The organism is Streptomyces sp. 5-10, assembly GCF_014712245.1.
In the GTDB taxonomy this organism is placed as follows: Bacteria; Actinomycetota; Actinomycetes; order Streptomycetales; family Streptomycetaceae; genus Streptomyces; species Streptomyces violaceusniger.
Map to the genome: position 1 here is coordinate 447,206 of NZ_JACVYG010000002.1, position 19,073 is coordinate 466,278.

Below are 19,073 nucleotides of genomic sequence, written 5' to 3' on the forward strand. Positions count from 1 at the left end.
GGGCCTGTGACCAACTCCCTGCGCCCGCACGGTTATCAGCGGACCCCGCTCCCCCAGGAGGCGGCGCCCACTCCCCCCTCGCCGCGGGCCGAAGAACCAGGGCAGCAGGCGACCACCCCGCTGGCCGCCTCCCCCGCCGGGCAGAAGCCCAAACAGCGGGACGCGTTCTTCGACAACGCGAAGTACCTCGCGATCGTGCTGGTCGCGATGGGCCACTCCTGGGAGCCGCTCACCGACAGCAGCCGCACCGCGGAAGCGCTGTACATGGTCGTGTACACCTTCCACATGCCGGCCTTCATCCTGATCTCCGGCTACTTCTCGCGCAGCTTCGACATGCGGCCGGACCGGCTCAAGCGGCTGATCACCGGCATCGCGGTGCCCTATGTGATCTTCGAGGTCACGTACACGCTGTTCAAGCGCTGGGCGGACGACGACCCGACGTACGACTTCAGCCTGCTGGACCCCTGGTACCTCACCTGGTTCCTGATCGCGCTGTTCGCATGGCGGCTGACCACTCCGATCTGGAAGCTGGTGCGCTGGCCGATCCCGCTCGCGCTCGCCGTCGCCACGCTCGCGGCGGTCTCGCCCGACATCGGCGACGACCTGGACATGCAGCGGCTGCTGCAGTTCCTGCCGTTCTTCGTCCTCGGCCTGTGCATGAAGCCCGAGCACTTCCAGATGATCCGCCGCCGCTCGGTGCGGATCGCGTCGGTGCCGATCTTCGCGTGTGCCCTCGTGTTCGCCTACTGGGCGGCGCCGCGGATGAGCTCGGCGTGGTTCTACCACCGCGACAGCGTCCAGGAGCTGGGGGCGCCGCCGTGGACCGGCCCGGTGATGACGCTCGCCCTCTTCGGCTGCTCGGTCGTGCTCGTCAGCTGCTTCTTCGCCTGGGTGCCGCGGCGCCACATGTGGTTCACGGTGCTGGGCGCCGGGACGCTGTACGGCTATCTGCTGCACGGCTTCCTGGCCAAGGGCTCCCGGTTCTGGGGCTGGTTCGACGAGTACGAGTGGCTGCACAAGCCGCTGGGGGAGATCGCGGTCACGGTCATCGCCGCCACCGTGGTCACCGTGCTGTGCACGCCTCCTGTCCAGCGCGCCTTCCGCTTCGCCATGGAGCCGAAGATGGCCTGGGCCTTCCGTAAGGACCCGGCCGAACAAGCCCGCAGCCGTACGACGGCGGCCTAGCGCGCCAACGGCCGCCACGACGCGAAGGGCCGGCCCGTGGGTCCCACGGGCCAGCCCTTTCTCGGCTCTTCCGAGGTTCACGGCTTCGGCGTCGTGCGACGCAGCGCCGCACGGGCCGGGAGCGCCGTCGCCGCCAGGCCCAGCGCCACGGCGGTGCCCGCGAACCCCGCGTAGGTCAGCGGCGGGACGTACGGGTCCTCGCCGGTCAGGCCGCGCATCATCGGCACGAGCGTGGCCAGGGCGATCGCCGAGCCCAGGCCGATGCCCGCCGTGGCCACCAGCAGGGCCTCCCAGCGCACCATCCCGAGCACCTGCCGCCGGGTGGTGCCGATCAGCCGCAGCATGCCCAGCTCGCGGCGGCGGTCCAGCACGGTCATCACCAGGGTGTTGACGGCGGCGACGGCCGCGAAGCCGCCGAGGACGCCCGCCATGACGGTGTTGGCCCAGGCGTTCAGCTTCCGCTCCTCGTCCTGGGCCGCCGCGTAGCCGTCCCGGTCGGTGACGTCCTCGCCGAGCCGCCGGCCGAGCGCCGCGGCGACGGCCTTACGGTCGGCGCCTTCGGCGTCCCGCACCAGCACATCGCTGTCGAACGACGACGTCACATGGCCGGACAGCGCCGCACGGGGGAGGGTGAGCTCGGCGATCCCCAGCCCGCGCCCGTAGATCGCGACCACGGTGGGCGAGATCGTCGTACCGTCCGGGAGGTGCAGGGCGAGCCGGTGGCCGACCCGGGCATGGGCCGCCTTCGCCAGCAGCCCGTCCACGGCCACCCGGCCCGGCCCCAGGGCGTCCAGGCGCCCCTTACGGACGTCCAGGTCCTGTACGGCCGCCAGGTCGCGGCCGCTCCCGGTGACGCCCTGCGCCGACGCGGTCCGCAGCCAGCGGCCGTCGCCCGAGCCCACCGGGACCAGCACTCCGGTGCGCAGCAGCCCCACGGACGCGGCCACGCCCTGTACGGAAGCGGCGCGGGCCGCCGCGCCGGACGGCAGCCCCTCCGGGGCGGAGATCACCTGGTCGGCGACGATGCCCGCCCGCCGCTGGCGGGCGCCCGTGTGGTCCTCGCTGGTGTGCATGAAGACCAGGGTCGAGGCGAAGGCCATGGCCAGCACGATCGGGGTGATCGCCGAGGCCAGGCGGCGGGCGTTGGCCCGGCTGTTGGCCTCGGCCAGGTGGGCCGGCGCCGGTCCGGCGCGCAGCGGCAGGCCGATCAGCCAGGCGCACAGGCGGGCGATGACCGGGCCGAGCAGGGCCACGGCGAGCATGAAGAGCATCACGACCCCGAGGGCGGCGTTGGCCGCGTCGTCGCCGGAGGCGGATGCGGCGACGCCGGTCATGAGGCAGCCGCCGGCCAGGGCCGCGACGCCGAGGACCGTACGGATCACACCGGGCCGCAGCCGCTCCACGGCCGCCTCGCCGAGCGCCCGGCCCGGCGGGACCCGCGCCGGGCGGCGGGCGGCCATCAGGCCCGCCAGGAGCGAGGTGAGGAGGCCCGCGCCGACCGCGACGAGCAGCGGGATCCAGGAGATGGCGAGCTCCACGGGCCCCGGGATGGCGCCCTTCTCCTTGAGCTGCCCGAACCACCAGCGGGCGAGCGCCCATCCGGGCAGCAGGCCGACCGCGCCCGCGAGCGGGGCGACCAGCAGCGCCTCGGCCGCGACCGAGCGGCGGATCTGGCGCGGGGTGGCGCCGATCGCCCGCAGCAGGGCCACCTCGCGGCCGCGCTGGCCCACGGAGAGGGCGACGGTGCCCGCGGTGGTGAAGACGGCGACGGCGGTCGCGATGCCGCCGAAGGAGCCGCCGAGCCCGATGAGCGTCTCCTTGGCGTTCGCGAGCGAGGGCTCCTCGATGGCGCCGCGCCCGCCGCCGGTGTGCACACGAGGGGAGTGCGCCGCGCCCTTCACGGTCCGCTCCAGGCGTGCGGCCAGCCGGCCGGGGCTGGTGCCGGGGAGGGGGCGGACGAGGACGGCGTCCACGGTGGCGGGGTGACCGCTCAGCGCACGGGCCCGGCGGTCGGTGAACCACACCGTAAGGCCGTCACCGTCGGCGCCGCCCGCCTTACGGGTCACACCGGAGACCCGGAAGGTGTGGCGGCCGTCCGGCGCGGTCACCGTGATCCGGCCGCCGAGGCCGGTGCCCGCCGCACGGGCGGCCCCGGGGCTGAGCACGGCCTCGCCCTCGCGAGGCGCCGCCCCAGAGGCGAGCGCCACCCCCGTGAAGGGGGCCGCGCCCCAGCCGTGGCCGGTGAGCGCCCCATGGGCGGTGCGCAGCGGGAAGGTCACGTCCGGGGCCGCGGCCGCGGCTCCGGGGGTGCGGGCGGCGGTGGCCACCAGGGAGGCGTCGAGCCGGGCCCGGTCGGGGACCTGCTCGGACTCCTCCGAGCGCCCGTCGCCGTGGCCGATGACGTAGTGCACCCGCTGGTCGGCGGCGATCACGACCGGGGCGCCCGCGTAGCGCTGCGGCGGTACGGAGGCCCGCAGCCCGGTCTCCAGCAGGATGCCGCACGCGGACACGATCGCCGCGGCCATGGCCAGGGCGACGAAGGTGCCCGCGAAGGCGGACGGCTTGAAACGGACGGCGGCGCGGGCCAGCCCGTTGGTGAGCGGCCTCATCGGGCCCTCTCCTCGGCCCGGGCGCCCGCGAGGGCCGGAGTGCGGGCGGTGAGGCGGGTCATCCGCTCGGCGATCTCGTGTGCGGGCGAGCGGAGGAGCCGGTCGGCGATCGCGCCGTCGGCGAGGAACAGCACACGGTCGGCGTAGCTCGCGGCGACGGGGTCGTGGGTGACCATCACGACGGTCGCACCCAGCGCGTCCACAGCCTCCCGCAGGAGGGTGAGCACCTCTGCGGCGGTGTTGGTGTCCAGGGCGCCGGTCGGCTCGTCGGCGAAGACCACGTCGGGGCGGGTGACGAGGGCTCGGGCGATGGCCACGCGCTGTTGCTGGCCGCCGGAGAGCTCACCGGGCCGCCGCCTGGCCTGGTCCCCCAGCCCGACCTGGGCGAGCACCTCATGGGCCCGGTGGCGGTCGGGGCGGGCGCCCGCGAGCCGCATCGGGAGCAGCACGTTCTGCTCGACCGTCAGGGAGGGGAGGAGGTTGAAGGACTGGAAGACGAACCCGAGGCGGGCGCGGCGCAATGCGGTGAGCGTGTTCTCACTCATTCCGGTGATTTCGGTGCCACCGAGTTTGACGGTCCCGGCGGTCGGCCGGTCGAGCCCGGCGGCGCACTGCAGGAATGTCGATTTGCCGCAGCCGGAGGGGCCCATGACGGCGGTGAAGCTGCCGTGCGGAAGGGCCAGGTCGATACCGCGCAGGGCGTGGACGGCGGTGCGGCCCCGGCCGTAGCGGCGCTGGACGCCGTGGAGTTCGATGGCATGGGCGTGGTGCGGGGCCGGTGCCGCCGCTGTCTGTCGCCGCCTGCGCAGCCCCATGGTGGTGACCCTTCCGAGGAGTTCGCCCGATTCCCCTCGAACGTACGGATCACGTCCCCTCCGCAGCCATGACGGCCACCGGCGTATCCGGGGTGGGGCTAACCCCCGCCGGGCGGGCCGATCGGACCGTAAGGCGCCGCGGGGCAGTCCGGCGCGGCCGTAAGGCGGCCGTGCTGACTGCGGAGAGGCACCCCTACCGGTGGCCGCGAGGCGCCCTACCGGTGGCCGCGAGGCGCCTCTACCGGCGGCCGCGAGCCACCCCTACTGGCGGCAGATCAGCAGCAGGGCGCGGTCGTCGTTGACGTCCTTGGCGACCGTCTCGATCAGGTGCCAGGCCGCGCCGTGGAAGCCGGAGCCGACGTAGCGGTCCGCCTCGCCGGTGAGGCGGTCGATGCCCTCGCTGATGTCCCGGTCGGCGGTCTCCACGAGGCCGTCGGTGAAGAGCATCAGGACGTCGCCGGGCCGCAGCGTGCCCTTGGTCGGGTCGAATTGGGCGCCGTCGTAGACGCCCAGCAGCGGGCCGTCCGCGGACTTCTCCTCCCACTTGCCGGTGCCCGCGCTCAGCTGGAGCGCGGGCAGATGCCCGGCGGAGAAGAGCTCGAAGTCGCCGCTGTCGAGGTCGAGGACGAGATGGATGGAGGTCGCGAAGCCCTCGTCCCAGTCCTGGCGCAGGAGATAGCCGTTGGCGGCCGGGAGGAAGCCGTGCGGTGGCAGGGAGCCGAGGAGGCCGCCGAAGGCGCCGGAGAGCAGCAGGGCGCGCGAGGCGGCGTCCATGCCCTTGCCGGAGACGTCGGTGAGGACGACCTCGAGGATGCGGCCGCCGCCGGTGCGGGCGGCCACCACGAAGTCGCCGGAGAAGGACTGCCCACCGGCCGGGCGCAGCGCCATCTCGCGGTGCCAGCCGCGCGGCAGGCCGGGCAGCTTGCTCTGGACGCGGATGCGCTCGCGCAGGTCGAAGAGCATGGTGCCGCCGCGCCGCCAGGGCACCCCGACGCGGCTGCGGAACTGGGCGATCAGCAGGCCGAAGAAGCCGACGGCGGCGACGACCAGGATGGTGCCGGGGGTGACCCGGGAGGAGGCGTCCTCCTCGGTGTACGGGCCGAGCACGGCGGACTCCACGATCAGGGCCGTGGCGGCCGCCGCGTACAGGGCGAGCAGGCTGGCGGGGCGCAGCAGCAGCCCGCCCGCGACGATGGGCAGGACGAGGGCGGACGGGGAGCACCAGTCGGGCTGGGCGATGGTGCCTCCGGCGATGGCGGGGACGCCGAGGAGCAGGGCGGTCAGGGCGAGCCGGTCGGAGCCCTCACCGCGGAAGTAGTCCACTCCGGCTTTGCGCACGCCTGTGCGAGCCCGGTGCAGAGCTCTGCGCATCCGGGCCCACGGAGTGTCCACGCCGCCAGTCATTGCATCGGGACCCTACCCACCCGTTCGGACGCGCGTCGATTCGTGGCGCGTTGAACCACCCAGCCAGGGGGGCAATCGTAAGCGAAATTCGTTCGCGTGTACGGGAAACGGCTGCTAGGGATGGGAATATGAGGACTGAGCTGCGCGTGCTCGACCCATCGATTTGGGATGATTGGTACGGAAAACTGGTACTCGCCTTCGGAGGAGTTCCCGAAGCGCCGGAGGAATCCACGCTCTGGCGGGAGTTGACCGAATGCGAGCGCTCGATCGGCGCCTGGGACGGCGCCGACATCGTGGGCACGGCGTCGCTCAGCAGCTTCCGGCTGTCGGTCCCGGGCGGCGGGATCGTACCGGCGGCCGGGGTCACGATGGTGAGCGTGCAGGCCACGCACCGGCGGCGCGGGGTGCTCCGGGCCATGATGCGGCGGCAGTTGGACGACATCCGCGCGGCGGGCGATGAGCCGCTGGCCGTTCTGACCGCGTCGGAACCGGACATCTACGGACGGTTCGGCTACGGCGCGGCCACCCAGACCGCCTACGCCGAGATCGACACCACCCGGGTGCGGCTGACCGTCCCCGAAGGCACCGACGACGTGCGGCTGCGCGCCGTGCCCCTGGAGTCCGCCGTCGAGGCGTGCGAGGCCGTCTACGCCCGGCGGGTACCCACCCGCCCGGGCATGCTGGAGCGGATCCCCGGCTGGGAGCGGGTGCCGCTGCTGGACCCGCCGGGCGACCGCGAGGGGGCGTCCCCGCTGCGCTGTGTGCTGGCCGAGTCGGGCGGCGAGGTCAGCGGCTATGTGCGGTTCGCGGTCAAGCCCGACTGGGACCTGGCCGGGCCGAAGGGCACGGTCGTCCTGCGCGACCTGGAGGCCCTGGATCCGGCGTCCTACGCGGCGCTCTGGCGCTTCCTCTTCGACCTCGACCTGACCTCGGTGATCCGGACCGGCCCCCGCCCGGTCGACGATCCCTGGCAGCTCCTGGTCTCGGACATCCGGCGGTGCGCCGTAAGGCTGCGCGACTCGTTGTTCGTCCGCCTGGTGGACGTGGGGGCCGCGCTCGAGGCGCGGACGTACAGCACGCCCGTGGAGACCGTCCTGGAGGTCACGGACCCCTTCTGCCCCTGGAACGAGGGGCGCTGGCGGCTGAGCGGCGACGCCAAGGGCGCCTCCTGCGAGCGCACGGACGACGCTCCCGATCTCCGGCTGGGCGCGCGGGACCTGGGGGCGGCGTATCTCGGCGGGGTCTCGCTGACCGCGCTGGCGGGTGCGGGGCGCGTCCAGGAGGCCCGTCAGGGCGCCCTTACGGAGGCCGCGACCGCGTTCGCGTCCCCGGTCGCCCCGTGGCTGCCCCACGCCTTCTGACGGCTTCGGGGCGGCGGGCGGCGCCGTCAAGGGGACCATGAGAGGCCCGGTGGCCGCCTTGAGGCGGCCATCTTGTGGGCGCCGCCACCGTAAGGCCGTCGGCACCGTAAGGCCGCCGCCACCGTAAGGCCGCCGCCACCGTAAGGCCGCCGCCACCGTAAGGCCGTCGGCGCCTTACGACCGTCGGCGCCTTACGGCCGCTGGCAGTCAGGGCACCAGAAGAGATTGCGGGCGGCGAGATCGGCGGTGCGGATCTCGCCACCACAGATGTGGCAGGGCTGCCCGGCGCGCCGGTAGACATAGACCTCGCCGCCGTGGTCGTCCACGCGCGGCGGGCGGCCCATCGCCTCGGGGGTGTGCTCGGGGCGGACCGTATCGATCCGGTTGTTCCGCACCCCCTCGCGCATCAGCGCCACCAGGTCGGCCCATATGGCGTCCCATGCGGCGCGGGTCAGCGCACGGCCGGGCCGGTAGGGGTCGATCCCGTGCCGGAAGAGCACCTCGGCGCGGTAGACGTTCCCGACCCCGGCGATCACCTTCTGGTCCAGGAGCAGCGCGGCCACGCTGACCCGGCTGCGGGAGATCCGGGCCCAGGCCCGCTCGCCGTCGTCCGCCGGGCGCAGCGGATCGGGGCCCAGCCGGTCGTGGATCGCCTGCTTCTCCCCGTCGGTGATCAGCGCACAGGCGGTCGGGCCGCGCAGATCCGCGTACCCCTCGGCGTTCGCCAGCCGCAGCCGGACGGTGTCGGTGGGCGGCGGGGCGGGGGCCGGGCCGAAGGCGTACGTACCGAAGAGTCCCAGGTGGACATGGACCCAGCCGGTGGCCGCGAAGTCCAGGAAGAGGTGCTTGCCGTGCGCCTCGGCGTGGCGCAGCGGCTGGCCGTCGATCAGCCCGGCGCCGTCGGCGAACTTCCCCTGCGGGCTGGTGGCCCGGACGGGCCGGCCGCCGAAGGTCTCGAGGTGGTCGGCGGCCAGCCGGTGGATGGTGTGCCCTTCGGGCATCAGTCGCCTTGCGGGTGGTGGGCCGGGATGGGCGGCAGCTCGCCGGTGGTCTCGTAACCGGTGAGCATCTCGATACGGCGGGTGTGCCGCTCCTCGCCCGAGTACGGGGTGTTCAGGAAAATCTCGACAAACTTGGTGGCCTCGTCCTGGGTGTGCATCCGGGCGCCGACGCTGATGACATTGGCGTTGTTGTGCTCACGGCCGAGGGCCGCGGTCTCCTCGCTCCAGGCCAGTGCCGCGCGCACCCCCTTGACCTTGTTCGCCGCGATCTGCTCACCATTGCCGGATCCGCCGATGACGATGCCGAGGCTCTCCGGGTCGGCGGCGGTCCGCTCCGCGGCACGCAGGCAGAACGGCGGGTAGTCGTCCTGGGCGTCGTAGATGTGCGGGCCGCAGTCGACGGCCTCATGGCCGGCCGTCTTGAGCCACTCCACGAGGTGGTTCTTGAGTTCGAAACCGGCATGGTCGGAGCCGAGGTACACGCGCATGCACCGAGTGTTTCATGGCCGTGTGACCCTCGCCGCCCAGGGTAGGCATCGCATAAATCTCTGTAATGCCAAAGAACCTCATGAAAACCTCAAGTAACAATCTGGATTCAAAGGTTCAACTGGCTGACCTCCTGAGATTCACTGGCGTCGCTCGTAACGCGAGAGCAAAGGAATCGAGCACATGAGCGCACAACCTGCGACCACGCCGGAGCAGCAGCGGGCCCCCGGCGACCCGGGATCGCCCGACGGCCTCAAGGCGGGACTCAAGAACCGCCATCTTTCGATGATCGCGATCGGCGGCGTGATCGGCGCCGGCCTCTTCGTCGGCTCCAGTGCGGGTATCGCCAAGGCCGGACCCGGCATTCTCATCTCGTACGCGCTGGTCGGCCTCATGGTCGTCTTCGTCATGCGGATGCTCGGCGAGATGTCCGCCGCCAATCCCACCTCCGGCTCCTTCTCCGCCTACGCCGACCGGGCGCTCGGCCGCTGGGCCGGTTTCTCCATCGGCTGGCTGTACTGGTTCTTCTGGGTCGTGGTGCTGGCGGTCGAGGCCACCGCCGGCGCCAAGATCCTGGAGGGCTGGTGGCCGGCCGTCCCGCAGTGGGGCTGGGCGCTGATCGTGATGGTGGTGCTGACCGCGACCAACCTGGTCTCGGTCGGCTCCTACGGTGAGTTCGAGTTCTGGTTCGCCGGGATCAAGGTCGTGGCGATCGCCGCGTTCATCGTGATCGGCGGGCTCGCGGTGTTCGGGCTGCTGCCGCATTCGGACAACGAGGGCGCGGGCCTGGCCCACCTCACCGACCACGGCGGCTTCCTGCCGAACGGGCCGGGCGCCATCCTCACCGGTGTGCTGCTGGTGGTCTTCTCCTTCATGGGCAGCGAGATCGTCACCCTCGCGGCCGGTGAGTCCGAGGACCCGCAGCGGGCGGTCACCAAGGCCACCAACAGCGTGATCTGGCGTATCGCGGTCTTCTACCTGGGCTCGATCTTCGTCGTGGTCACCCTGCTGCCCTGGGACGCCAAGGCGATCGCCGACAAGGGCAGCTATGTCGCGGCGCTCGACTCGATCGGCATACCGCACGCCGGCGACATCATGAACGTGATCGTGCTGACCGCCGTGCTCTCGTGTCTGAACTCCGGCCTCTACACCGCCTCCCGCATGGCCTTCTCGCTCGGCCAGCGCGGCGACGCCCCGGCCGCCTTCGCCCGCACCAACGCCCGCGGCGTGCCGCAGGCCGCGATCCTCGGCTCGGTCATCTTCGGCTTCGTCGCGGTGTGGTTCAACTACCAGTGGCCGGACACCGTCTTCACCTTCCTGCTGAACTCCTCGGGCGCGGTCGCGCTCTTCGTATGGCTGGTGATCTGTTTCAGCCAGCTGCGGATGCGCGGGATGATCCTGCGCGAGAACCCCGAGAAGCTGATCGTCCGGATGTGGCTCTTCCCGTACCTGACCTGGGCGACGATCGCGATGATCTCGTTCGTCCTGGTCTACATGCTCACCGACAAGGACGGGCGCGAGCAGGTGATCCTCTCCGCGCTGGTGGCCGTGCTCGTGGTGGCCCTCGCCCTGGTCCGGGACCGCCTCACCGCCGGCCGCGGCGCCGCCCCGGCCGCCTCCTCGGACCCCGCCCCGAAGGAGCGGGCGACCCCGTAGGAACGCGCTGCGCCGATTCTGATTCCCCGTGCCCCCGGGTGGCGACCGATGTGTCGCCGCCCGGGGGCACGGCCGTGTTCTGTGGCCTATCGGGCCCACAGGGCTCAGACGACGCGCGGAAGGACCCGCTCCGCGAAGCGCCGGACCGCGTCCAGCACCCCCATCCCCTGGTGCCCGACGCCGGGCACGATGTCGAGGGTGACGTCGATGCCCAGCTCGGTGTAGTTGTCCCGCAGCGCGGTGATGCGCTCCACGCGGGTGCGCCCGACGGCGTCGGCGCCGTCCATCCAGTTGGAGTCACCGGGGTTGTTGATCTCCCAGGTCTCGGTGTCCTCCGCCCCGACCACCATGTGCACCGGCACCTTACGGATGTCCTCCAGCCGCAGCGGGGCCCCGAAGCGCTGCTCGAACCCCTTCGTGCCCAGCCACCACTCGCGGTCCGGGTCGATCAGCGTGACCCGGCCGGGCGCGCCGATGGACACTCCGCTCAGCCGGTCGGGGTGCAGATACAGGAAGCGGTGCGCGAACTGCCCGCCGCCCGAGAAGCCCTGGAGCAGAAAGCGCTCGGTGTCGATGTGGAACCGCTCCCCCGCCTCGGCCACGATCGCGAGCAGCTGCTCGTCGTAGCGGATGCCGCGGTACTCGATGAACTTGAAGTTGTGCAGGTCCTCCGGGTCGTCGATGCCCGCCGGGAACATCGGGGTGAGCACGACACAGCCGTGCCGCTCGGAGAACTCGGCCATCGCGTCCCGGTACTGGGACGCGGTGCGCCCGGTGCCGTGCTGGATCACCATGAGCGGCAGCGGGGTGCCGGTGGTCTCGTGGACGGACGGGATGTGCAGGCCGTACGAGAACCGCTGGTCGTGCCGGGAGGCGAACCAGGTGGTGGAGCCGGTGCGGTAGAACGCCTTGGTGGTCTTGACGCGGGGGGTGGTCACGTATCGCTTCCTTCTGCCGTCGCGGGTGCCGCCACGATCCGCAACGGTCGGCGCACGCTCAAGATGATTGCCGCCTGAGCGTCAATACCTCCGCCGATACTGCCGGTGCTTCCGTGCGTGCTCTCTCAGCGGTGCAGCGCGGAGAGCAGGTCGACGCCGAGATTGCGCACCGCCGCCTCGTCCAGCTGGTAGTGCACCCGCGCCCCCTCCCGGTGGGTGTGCACCATTCCGGCCTCCCGCAGCTTGCGCAGATGCCGCGACATCTGCGGCGGCGTCATCTCGAACTGGGTGGCCAGCTCCGTCGTCGTCATCGACTGCCGCAGCAGCGCCCGGCACATCCGGATGCGCAGCGGCTCGTCCAGCGCCCGCAGCCCGCGCATCACCACGTCCAGGGCGGCCGGCTCCCCGCCCGCCCCGTCGCGCACCGGGTACTGCACCACGACCGGGTAGCCGGGGTAGTGCTTGATGGCCAGATGCGGGTTGATGTGCAGCGACGGCACGAGCAGACAGGGGCTGTCGGCGAGGCTGGCCCGCGCGTTGTAGAGCTTGTCGAAGACCACCCGGGGCGGGTCCTGCTCCATGTGGGCGGTGGGGAACCCGGCCAGCGCCGCCGCCCCGTAGCGGGAGTGTTCATGGGAGCGGACCCGGGCGTCGGCCTCCAGGGTGGGGCGCAACCGCATCCACTCCGCCTCGAAGACCTCCTCGGCCACGGCGGACAGGAAGGCGAGGAGGCCGTCGCGGAAACCGGAGGGATCGGCCAGCAGCCGCAGCCCCAGGGCGAACCGGCGCTCGGAGAGCTGCCGCAGCCGGGCCAGGAAGCGCTCCGGCGCGCGGCCGCCGCGCCGGGATCCGGAGCCCGGGCCGGGGCCGGGGCCGGGGCCGGAGCCAGGACCCTGGCCGGAACCCGAGCCGGGGCCAGGACCCTGGCCGGAACCCGAGCCGTGGTCGGCGCCCAGGCCGTGGCCATGCCCGGACCCCGGGCCGTGACCGTTCTTGCCGACGAGTGCCTGCTCGGTCATGGTCGTGAACGTCTCCTCGTCCAGCCGCGCGACCTCCGCCAGCTCCTCCTCCAGCCCGCGCTCCGGGCCCGGCGTGAGGGGCAGCAGATAGCGGGCGCGGAAGGCGCCCCACAGCGGCGCCCACTCGCCGGCCCGTTCCAGCAGCCGCTCGTCCGCACCCTGAAGGACCGCACCCACCCAGCGCCTGCTCGCCGGATGGTGGCGCGGCCCGTCCAGCGCGTGCAGACAGGCACACAGCTCGGCGAGCGGGGACAGACGGGTGCTGATGCGGTGCTCCGGGGCGGACCCCAGCTCGATCACGACGGGCATCCGGGCAGCGTCGGCCATTGACGCCTTCGAGTCAATCGTCTTGTACGGGCCGCGGACGGAGGCGCAAGCTCCAGCCCACCTCGGCTTCCCCTCCCTCGCCTGGAGCGTCCCCATGCCTCCCCTCCTCAGGAACGGCCCACGTCTGGCAGCGGTGGTCGCCCTCGTGGCCACGGTGAGCAGTGCGTGCACCATCGGTTCGCTCGACGACTCGGGCGCCGTCGCCGACTACCCCTCCCGGGGGCTGTCGATCCTCGCCCCCGGGAGCGTCGGCGGCGGCTGGGACTCGCGGGCGCGCGGCATCGGTTCCGCGCTCACCAGCTGCGAGATCATCGACGAGGACGTCACGGTCACCAACGCCCCGGGCGCGGGCGGCACCATCGGGCTCGCCCGGATGGCGGGGCGGGAGGGCGATCCGTACCAGCTGATGACCATGGACACGGTGACCATGATCGGCGGCGCCATCCAGAACCACTCCCCCGTGAAGCTGTCCGGGCTCACCCCGGTGGCGGGGCTCACGGTGAGCACCACCGCGATCGTGGTGCCCGCCCGCTCCCCCTTCCACGACCTGCGCTCGGTGCTGGCCGCCATGCGGAAGGACCCCAAGCGGACGTCCTGGGTGGGCGGTTCGCTGGGCGGCCCGGACCACATCACGGTGGCCGGGCTCGCCAAGGCCGAGGGCATCCCGGCGCGCAAGATCACGTACGTGCCGACCGGTGGCGGCGGGGAGGTGCTCAACCTGCTGCTGAGCGGGGCCTCGAAGGTCGGCCTCTCCACACTGACGGAGGTCCGTCCGCAGATCGAGGCCGGGAAGCTGCGGGTCCTCGCGGTCAGCGGCGGCAAGGCTCCCGAGGGCATCGACGCTCCCACCCTCGGCGCGCTCGGCTACGGGGACGAGTCCGTGGTGAGCGTCGGCGGGGTCATGGCCCCGCCCGGGCTGAGCGACGGCGAACAGCGGGCGATCGTGAGGGTGGTGGACCGGATGCGCCGGACTTCGTGCTGGAAGCGGGCGTTGCGGCAGAACGACTGGAAGGACGTGTGGGTGCCGGGGAAGAAGTACGGCGCCCTGATCGACAAGCAGCAGCGCCAGGTCGGCCAGGCGCTCACGTCCGTGGGGCTCGGCTCATGAGCGCGCACGAGGAGGCGGTGAGCGCGCGGGACCAGACGGCGAACCCGACGCGGGGCGCCGCGACGGCCTCAGCAGAGGGCACCGCGGCGAACGACGGCGCGGACAGCACGTCCCCACCCGACGAGCGGCCCTGGAGCCCCCGGATCGCCGCGCTGCTCTTCCTCGCCGCGGGCGTGGCCGTGTTGGGCTGGGCCTTCGCCATTCCCGAGGGGGCCATCGACCAGGACGTGGGCCCCCGGGCGTTCCCCCTGCTGGTCGGCGTGGGGCTGTGCGTCTCGGCCTCGGTCGCCGTCGTCCAGGCGTTCCGCGGCAGCGACCCGGCGCTGACCGAGCAGGCGCGCGAGGAGGCCCGGCTGACCGAGTGGCGCCCGGTGGCGGCCCTGCTCGCGCTGCTGGTCTGCTATCTGTTCGCGCTCGCCCCCTGCGGCTACTGGCAGTCGACCGCCGTGCTCTTCGCGCTGGTCGCGCGGGTGCTCGGCAGCCGCCGGATCCTCCGTGACGCCCTGATCGGCCTGGTGCTCGCGCTGGCCGTGTACTTCCTCTTCGACCGTCTGCTGGGCATCCACCTGCCGCCCGGCATCGTCCGATTGGCGTTCTGACCATGGATGTCCTCAACGACCTCATGGGCGGTTTCGGCAGCGCGTTCAGCCCCCTGCACCTGCTGCTGGCGTTCGCGGGCTGCACGCTCGGCTCGCTGGTCGGCGTGCTGCCCGGCCTGGGCCCCGCCACCACGGTGGCGCTGCTGCTCCCGCTCACCTTCGTCTTCGACCCCACCGGCGCGCTGGTGCTCTTCGCGGGCATCTACTACGGCGGGATGTACGGCGGCTCCACCACGGCCATCCTGCTGAACGTGCCCGGCGAGACGGCGTCGGTCCCCACCACCCTGGAGGGCCACCCGATGGCCCGCTCCGGGCGCGCCGGGGCCGCGCTCGCCACGGCCGCCATCGGCTCGTTCGTGGCGGGCACGATCTCCACCGTGGGGATCACCTTCGCGGGCCCGGTCATGGCGCAGATCGCCGAGAAGATCCAGCCCGCGGAGTACTTCGCGGTGATGGTCCTCGCCTTCGCCACGGTCACCGCGGTCGTGGCCGACGCCCCGGCGCGCGGGCTGTGCAGCCTCTTCCTTGGCCTGGCCATCGGGCTCGTCGGCATCGACAGCCTCACCGGCCAGGCGCGCTACACCTTCGGGGTTCCGGAGCTGTACGACGGCGTCCAGATCGTGGCCGTCGCCGTCGGCCTCTTCGCGATCGGGGAGGCGCTCTACACCGCGGCCCGGCTGCGGCGGGCGCCCGAGGAGCGGATGCTCCCGGTGGGCGGCAGGATCGGGATGAGCCCGGAGGACTGGCGCCGGTCCTGGAAGCCGTGGCTGCGGGGTACGGCGATCGGGCTGCCGATCGGCGCCCTGCCCGCGGGCGGCGCGGAGATCCCCACGTTCCTGAGCTACAACGTGGAGAAGCGGCTGTCCCGGCACAAGAAGCAGTTCGGCAAGGGCGCCATCGAGGGCGTGGCGGGCCCCGAGGCCGCCAACAACGCCGCGTTCTCCGGGGTGCTGATGCCCCTGCTGACGCTGGGCATCCCCACCTCGGCGACGGCCGGCGTGCTGCTGATCGCGTTCCAGATGTACAACGTGCAGCCCGGCCCCCAGCTGTTCGAGACCCAGTCGGCGCTGGTCTGGACGCTGATCGCCAGCCTCTACATCGGCAATGTGATGCTGCTGGTGCTCAACCTGCCGCTGATCCCGCTGTGGGTGAAGCTCCTCCGGCTGCCCCGTCCGCTGCTCACCGCGGGCATCCTGGTCTTCGCCGCCCTGGGGGTGTACGCCCTCTCCCAGAACGCGGTCGACCTCGGCATCGCGGTGCTCTTCGGCGTCCTGGGCTTCGGCATGCGCCGCACCGGCTATCCCGTCGCCCCACTGATCCTGGGCGCCGTCCTGGGCCCGATGGCGGAGACCCAGTTCCGCCGCGCGATGGCCTTCAGCGAGGGCGACTGGACGATCTTCTTCACCCGCCCGCTCTCCGCCGCGATCCTGTGCCTGTCCCTGATCGCCCTGACCGGCCCGATGGCCGCCCGCGCGCTGCGCCGCACGCGAGCCCGCGAGCCGGAACCGGCGAGCTGAACCCCGGGCAAGGCCCCCGCGCGGCGGGGGCCCTTGCCAGGTTTCGTCGGCGGTCGGCGGGCCGTGGGGTGAAGCGGGCGCGGTGCGGGCTCCCTCGCGCGGACCGTGACGTCAGGGGACAGTTTCCCCACGCACACCTCTTGTCACCGGCCGACCGGGTCCACAGAATCCTTCGGAGACCAGCTACGGCCCATATCGCGAACGTAGTTCGACATATCGAATGGGAGTGGTTCCTCATGCGTCTCGTCCTTCGCCGCCTCCGCCGCCTGCCGCGCTTATCCCGCCCCGAACGGCCACGGCCCAGGCGCCTGGCCGGGGCGCTGCTGGCCGGTCTGCTGGCCGTCGCCGGGGTGGGCACCGTGGCGTACGCCGCACCCTCAGCCGATGCGGCCCCCGCCGCCGACGCGGCACCCGCAACCGACGCGGCCCCCGTCGCCGATGCCGCCCCCGCCGCCGGAAAGACCCTGGCCGCCGCCCCGCAGGCCGACGTACCCGCCGCCCCCATGGGCTGGGCCTCCTGGAACAGCCTCGCCAGCCAGATCGACTACGACACGATCAAGGCCCAGGTGGACGCCCTGGTGTCCTCCGGCATGGCCGAGGCCGGGTACGAGTACGTCAACATCGACGAGGGCTGGTGGTGGGGCACCCGCGACGGCAAGGGCAACATCACCGTCGACAGCAAGCAGTGGCCCGGCGGGATGAAGGCCATCGCCGACTACATCCACAGCAAGGGGCTCAAGGCCGGGATCTACACCGACGCCGGCAAGAACGGCTGCGGCTACTTCTACCCCACCCCGCCGGGCACCCCGCCCGCCCCCGGCAGCGGCAGCGAGGGCCACTACGAGCAGGATCTGCGGGCCTTCCAGGAGTGGGGCTTCGACTACGTCAAGGTCGACTGGTGCGGCGGCCAGGACGAGGGGCTCAACCAGGAGGCCACCTACCGGGCACTCAGCGAGGCCAACAAGGCGGCGACCGCCGTCACCGGCCGCCGCCTCGTACTGTCGCTGTGCGAATGGGGCTCGGGGCGGCCGTGGAACTGGGCCGCGGGCGTGGGCGATCTGTGGCGCACCAGCACCGACATCATCTACTGGGGGCAGACGCCCTCGGCCACCGCGATGCTGTCCAACTTCGACCAGGGCCTGCACCCCACCGCCCAGCACACCGGCTACTACAACGACCCGGACATGCTCATGGTCGGCATGAAGGGTTCCAACGCCACGCTCGACCGCACCCATATGAGCCTGTGGGCGATCTCCGGCGCCCCGCTGCTCGCCGGGAACGACCTCACCACCATGACGCGCGAGACCGCGGGCATCCTCACCAACCCCGAGGTCATCGCCGTCGACCAGGACCCGCGCGGACTCCAGGGCGTGAAGGTCGCCGAGGACGCCGCGGGGCTCCAGGTGTACGCCAAGGTGCTGTCCGGCACCGGGAAGCGTGCCGTGCTGCTGCTCAACCGCACCTCCGCCGCCAAGCCCATCACCGCCCGCTGGACCGACCTCGGGCTGACCGGCGCCGCCGCCTCCGTCCGTGACGTCTGGAAGCGCGCCTCGGTGGGCACCCACAGCGACGGTTACACGGCCACCGTCCCGGCCGGGGAGGCCGTGCTGCTGACCGTCTCGGGCACGGAAGCCTCCGGCACCGCGTACCAGAGCACCACCGGCTCCTTCGCCGTCACCGCCAAGACGGCGGGGCTGAAACTGGCCGACATCACGTACGCGAACGGCGGGACCGCCCCGCGCGCCACCACCCTGCGCGTCGGCGGCCAGTACGCCACCACGCTGGCCCTGCCGCCCACCGGCTCCGCCACCGCCCGCCGCACCGTGTCCGTCCTGCTCTCCCTGGCCAAGGGCGCCAACACCGTGACCGTGAGCGGGGGTCCGGACGCCATCACCGTCCAGGACCTCCCGGGCACCGACGGCGTCCAGATCGTCGGCGCCGGCTCCGGGCGCTGCGTCGATCTGGACCAGAACACGATCAGCAACGGCGCCCAGGCCCAGCTGTGGGACTGCCAGGGCGGCCAGAACCAGCTCTTCCGGCGCACCTCGCGCGACGAACTGACCGTCTACGGCAGCAAATGCCTCGGTGCCGAGAAGGACGGCACCGCCGACGGTACGAAGGTCGTCATCGGCGACTGCACGGGTGCCACCGGCCAGAAGTGGACGGTGAACGCCTCCGGGACCCTCGTCCACCAGGGTTCCGGCCGCTGCCTGGACGCCTACGACAACGGCACCGGGAACGGCACCCGGCTGGTGCTGTGGAGCTGCCACAACGGCCCCAACCAGCGCTGGACCCTCACCTGATCGAAGACGAGGCGAGGCCCCCGCGCGAGTCGACCGCGCGGGGGCCCCTTTCCCGCCCGCCCGTGAAGGTTGAGAAGACGATCACGTGAGCAGGAGGTCCGTCAGGGCGCGAGCAGCAGGTTGTGGGCACGCTCCTTGGCGGCCGTGTAACGGCGCGCCACATCCTGCCAGTTGACGACCTTCCACATGGCCTCGATGAAGTCCACCTTCTGGTTCTTGTACTGCAGGTAGAAGGCGTGCTCCCAGGCGTCGAAGACCAGGATCGGCACCGAGCCCTGCCCCACGTTCCCCTGGTGGTCGTAGACCTGCTCGACCACCAGCCGCCCGCTGACCGGCTCATACGCCAGCACGCCCCAGCCCGAGCCCTGGGTGGTGGCGGCTGCCTTGGACAGCTGGGCCTTGAAGCCCGCGAAGGAGCCGAAGTGTTCGGCGATGGCGTCGGCCAGCTCCCCGACCCCGTCCCTCTCCAGCGGCTCGCCGCCACCGTCGCCGGTCATGTTGTGCCAGTAGATGCTGTGCAGGATGTGGCCGGACAGATGGAAGGCCAAGTTCTTCTCGAGCCCGTTGATCGAGGCCCACTGATCCTTGTCCCGCGCCTCCGCGAGCTGCTCCATCGTGTCGTTCGCGCCCTTGACGTACGCGGCATGGTGCTTGTCGTGGTGCAGCTCGATGATCTCGGGGCTGATCACCGGGGCCAGCGCCGAGTAGTCGTACGGAAGTTCAGGAAGTGTGTAGATGGCCATGC

15 protein-coding genes are annotated in these 19,073 nt (G+C 72.3%); 7 read left to right on the top strand and 8 right to left on the bottom strand.

Going from position 1 to position 19,073, the window contains the following annotated elements; all coding sequences use genetic code 11:
- The first annotated feature begins 6 nt into the window (after positions 1–6).
- Entirely contained in the window at positions 7–1,185 is a 1,179-nt protein-coding gene (locus tag IEJ02_RS04370; RefSeq protein WP_191063421.1) for an acyltransferase family protein, read from the top strand.
- A 77-nt stretch (positions 1,186–1,262) separates the two neighbouring features.
- Here IEJ02_RS04370 and IEJ02_RS04375 read toward each other — a convergent pair whose 3' ends face one another.
- The 3 genes from IEJ02_RS04375 to IEJ02_RS04385 form a co-directional block, all read right to left on the bottom strand.
- Positions 1,263–3,794 carry an ABC transporter permease gene (locus tag IEJ02_RS04375; protein WP_191063422.1) on the bottom strand — a complete coding sequence of 844 codons (2,532 nt, stop codon included), beginning with the start codon at positions 3,792–3,794 and terminating at the stop codon, positions 1,263–1,265.
- Positions 3,791–4,609 (bottom strand): ABC transporter ATP-binding protein, encoded by an 819-nt coding sequence (locus tag IEJ02_RS04380; RefSeq protein WP_191063423.1) that lies wholly within the window; start codon positions 4,607–4,609, stop codon positions 3,791–3,793. The genes IEJ02_RS04375 and IEJ02_RS04380 overlap by 4 nt, the downstream gene beginning before the upstream one ends.
- Positions 4,610–4,870: 261 nt before the next feature.
- Entirely contained in the window at positions 4,871–6,013 is a 1,143-nt protein-coding gene (locus IEJ02_RS04385; RefSeq protein ID WP_137977957.1) for a PP2C family protein-serine/threonine phosphatase, read from the bottom strand.
- A gap of 128 nt (positions 6,014–6,141) precedes the next feature.
- On the opposite strand from IEJ02_RS04385, the gene IEJ02_RS04390 reads away from it, so the two are divergent.
- A complete protein-coding gene (locus IEJ02_RS04390; protein WP_191063424.1) occupies positions 6,142–7,374 on the top strand; it encodes a GNAT family N-acetyltransferase in 1,233 nt (410 codons plus the stop codon).
- A gap of 191 nt (positions 7,375–7,565) precedes the next feature.
- Here IEJ02_RS04390 and IEJ02_RS04395 read toward each other — a convergent pair whose 3' ends face one another.
- Both IEJ02_RS04395 and IEJ02_RS04400 read right to left on the bottom strand, forming a co-directional pair.
- The gene (locus IEJ02_RS04395) at positions 7,566–8,375 is read right to left on the bottom strand and encodes an Fpg/Nei family DNA glycosylase (protein WP_191063425.1); all 810 of its coding nucleotides are present in this window, start codon (positions 8,373–8,375) and stop codon (positions 7,566–7,568) included.
- Positions 8,375–8,863 (bottom strand): ribose-5-phosphate isomerase, encoded by a 489-nt coding sequence (locus tag IEJ02_RS04400; RefSeq protein ID WP_191063426.1) that lies wholly within the window; start codon positions 8,861–8,863, stop codon positions 8,375–8,377. Before IEJ02_RS04400 ends, IEJ02_RS04395 begins: the two co-directional genes overlap by 1 nt.
- Positions 8,864–9,044: 181 nt before the next feature.
- On the opposite strand from IEJ02_RS04400, the gene IEJ02_RS04405 reads away from it, so the two are divergent.
- A complete protein-coding gene (locus IEJ02_RS04405) occupies positions 9,045–10,517 on the top strand; it encodes an amino acid permease (protein WP_191063427.1) in 1,473 nt (490 codons plus the stop codon).
- A gap of 104 nt (positions 10,518–10,621) precedes the next feature.
- Here the strand turns inward: IEJ02_RS04405 and IEJ02_RS04410 are convergent, their stop codons facing one another.
- Both IEJ02_RS04410 and IEJ02_RS48185 read right to left on the bottom strand, forming a co-directional pair.
- On the bottom strand, positions 10,622–11,455 hold the full coding sequence (locus IEJ02_RS04410; RefSeq protein WP_191063428.1) for an alpha/beta hydrolase: 834 nt from the start codon (positions 11,453–11,455) through the stop codon (positions 10,622–10,624).
- 125 nt (positions 11,456–11,580) lie between these two features.
- Positions 11,581–12,783 (bottom strand): DUF5937 family protein, encoded by a 1,203-nt coding sequence (locus IEJ02_RS48185; RefSeq protein WP_223863316.1) that lies wholly within the window; start codon positions 12,781–12,783, stop codon positions 11,581–11,583.
- A 112-nt stretch (positions 12,784–12,895) separates the two neighbouring features.
- Here IEJ02_RS48185 and IEJ02_RS04425 point away from each other — a divergent pair, with 112 nt between their 5' ends.
- The 4 genes from IEJ02_RS04425 (at position 12,896) to IEJ02_RS04440 (ending at position 18,328) form a co-directional block, all read left to right on the top strand.
- Positions 12,896–13,909 carry a Bug family tripartite tricarboxylate transporter substrate binding protein gene (locus tag IEJ02_RS04425; protein WP_191063429.1) on the top strand — a complete coding sequence of 338 codons (1,014 nt, stop codon included), beginning with the start codon at positions 12,896–12,898 and terminating at the stop codon, positions 13,907–13,909.
- Positions 13,906–14,508, top strand: coding sequence for a tripartite tricarboxylate transporter TctB family protein (locus tag IEJ02_RS04430; protein ID WP_223863317.1), 603 nt, complete (start codon positions 13,906–13,908; stop codon positions 14,506–14,508). Before IEJ02_RS04425 ends, IEJ02_RS04430 begins: the two co-directional genes overlap by 4 nt.
- 2 nt (positions 14,509–14,510) lie before the next feature.
- Positions 14,511–16,025 (top strand): tripartite tricarboxylate transporter permease, encoded by a 1,515-nt coding sequence (locus IEJ02_RS04435; protein WP_191063430.1) that lies wholly within the window; start codon positions 14,511–14,513, stop codon positions 16,023–16,025.
- Positions 16,026–16,261: 236 nt separating this feature from the next.
- Positions 16,262–18,328: a ricin-type beta-trefoil lectin domain protein gene (locus IEJ02_RS04440; protein WP_191063431.1), complete on the top strand. Its 2,067-nt coding sequence runs from the start codon at positions 16,262–16,264 to the stop codon at positions 18,326–18,328.
- A gap of 101 nt (positions 18,329–18,429) precedes the next feature.
- Here IEJ02_RS04440 and IEJ02_RS04445 read toward each other — a convergent pair whose 3' ends face one another.
- Complete coding sequence (locus IEJ02_RS04445; protein ID WP_137977966.1) at positions 18,430–19,071, bottom strand: superoxide dismutase; 642 nt, start codon at positions 19,069–19,071, stop codon at positions 18,430–18,432.
- Positions 19,072–19,073 lie beyond the last annotated feature (2 nt).

Bases quoted from the DNA above. Each gene is read 5' to 3' on its own strand.
- IEJ02_RS04375 (WP_191063422.1), bottom strand. From the start codon at position 3,794: ATGAGGCCGCTCACCAACGGGCTGGCCCGCGCCGCCGTCCGTTTCAAG.
- IEJ02_RS04380 (WP_191063423.1), bottom strand. From the start codon at position 4,609: ATGGGGCTGCGCAGGCGGCGACAGACAGCGGCGGCACCGGCCCCGCAC.
- IEJ02_RS04385 (WP_137977957.1), bottom strand. From the start codon at position 6,013: ATGACTGGCGGCGTGGACACTCCGTGGGCCCGGATGCGCAGAGCTCTG.
- IEJ02_RS04390 (WP_191063424.1), top strand. From the start codon at position 6,142: ATGAGGACTGAGCTGCGCGTGCTCGACCCATCGATTTGGGATGATTGG.
- IEJ02_RS04395 (WP_191063425.1), bottom strand. From the start codon at position 8,375: ATGCCCGAAGGGCACACCATCCACCGGCTGGCCGCCGACCACCTCGAG.
- IEJ02_RS04400 (WP_191063426.1), bottom strand. From the start codon at position 8,863: ATGCGCGTGTACCTCGGCTCCGACCATGCCGGTTTCGAACTCAAGAAC.
- IEJ02_RS04405 (WP_191063427.1), top strand. From the start codon at position 9,045: ATGAGCGCACAACCTGCGACCACGCCGGAGCAGCAGCGGGCCCCCGGC.
- IEJ02_RS48185 (WP_223863316.1), bottom strand. From the start codon at position 12,783: ATGCCCGTCGTGATCGAGCTGGGGTCCGCCCCGGAGCACCGCATCAGC.
- IEJ02_RS04425 (WP_191063429.1), top strand. From the start codon at position 12,896: ATGCCTCCCCTCCTCAGGAACGGCCCACGTCTGGCAGCGGTGGTCGCC.
- IEJ02_RS04430 (WP_223863317.1), top strand. From the start codon at position 13,906: ATGAGCGCGCACGAGGAGGCGGTGAGCGCGCGGGACCAGACGGCGAAC.
- IEJ02_RS04435 (WP_191063430.1), top strand. From the start codon at position 14,511: ATGGATGTCCTCAACGACCTCATGGGCGGTTTCGGCAGCGCGTTCAGC.
- IEJ02_RS04440 (WP_191063431.1), top strand. From the start codon at position 16,262: ATGCGTCTCGTCCTTCGCCGCCTCCGCCGCCTGCCGCGCTTATCCCGC.
- IEJ02_RS04445 (WP_137977966.1), bottom strand. From the start codon at position 19,071: ATGGCCATCTACACACTTCCTGAACTTCCGTACGACTACTCGGCGCTG.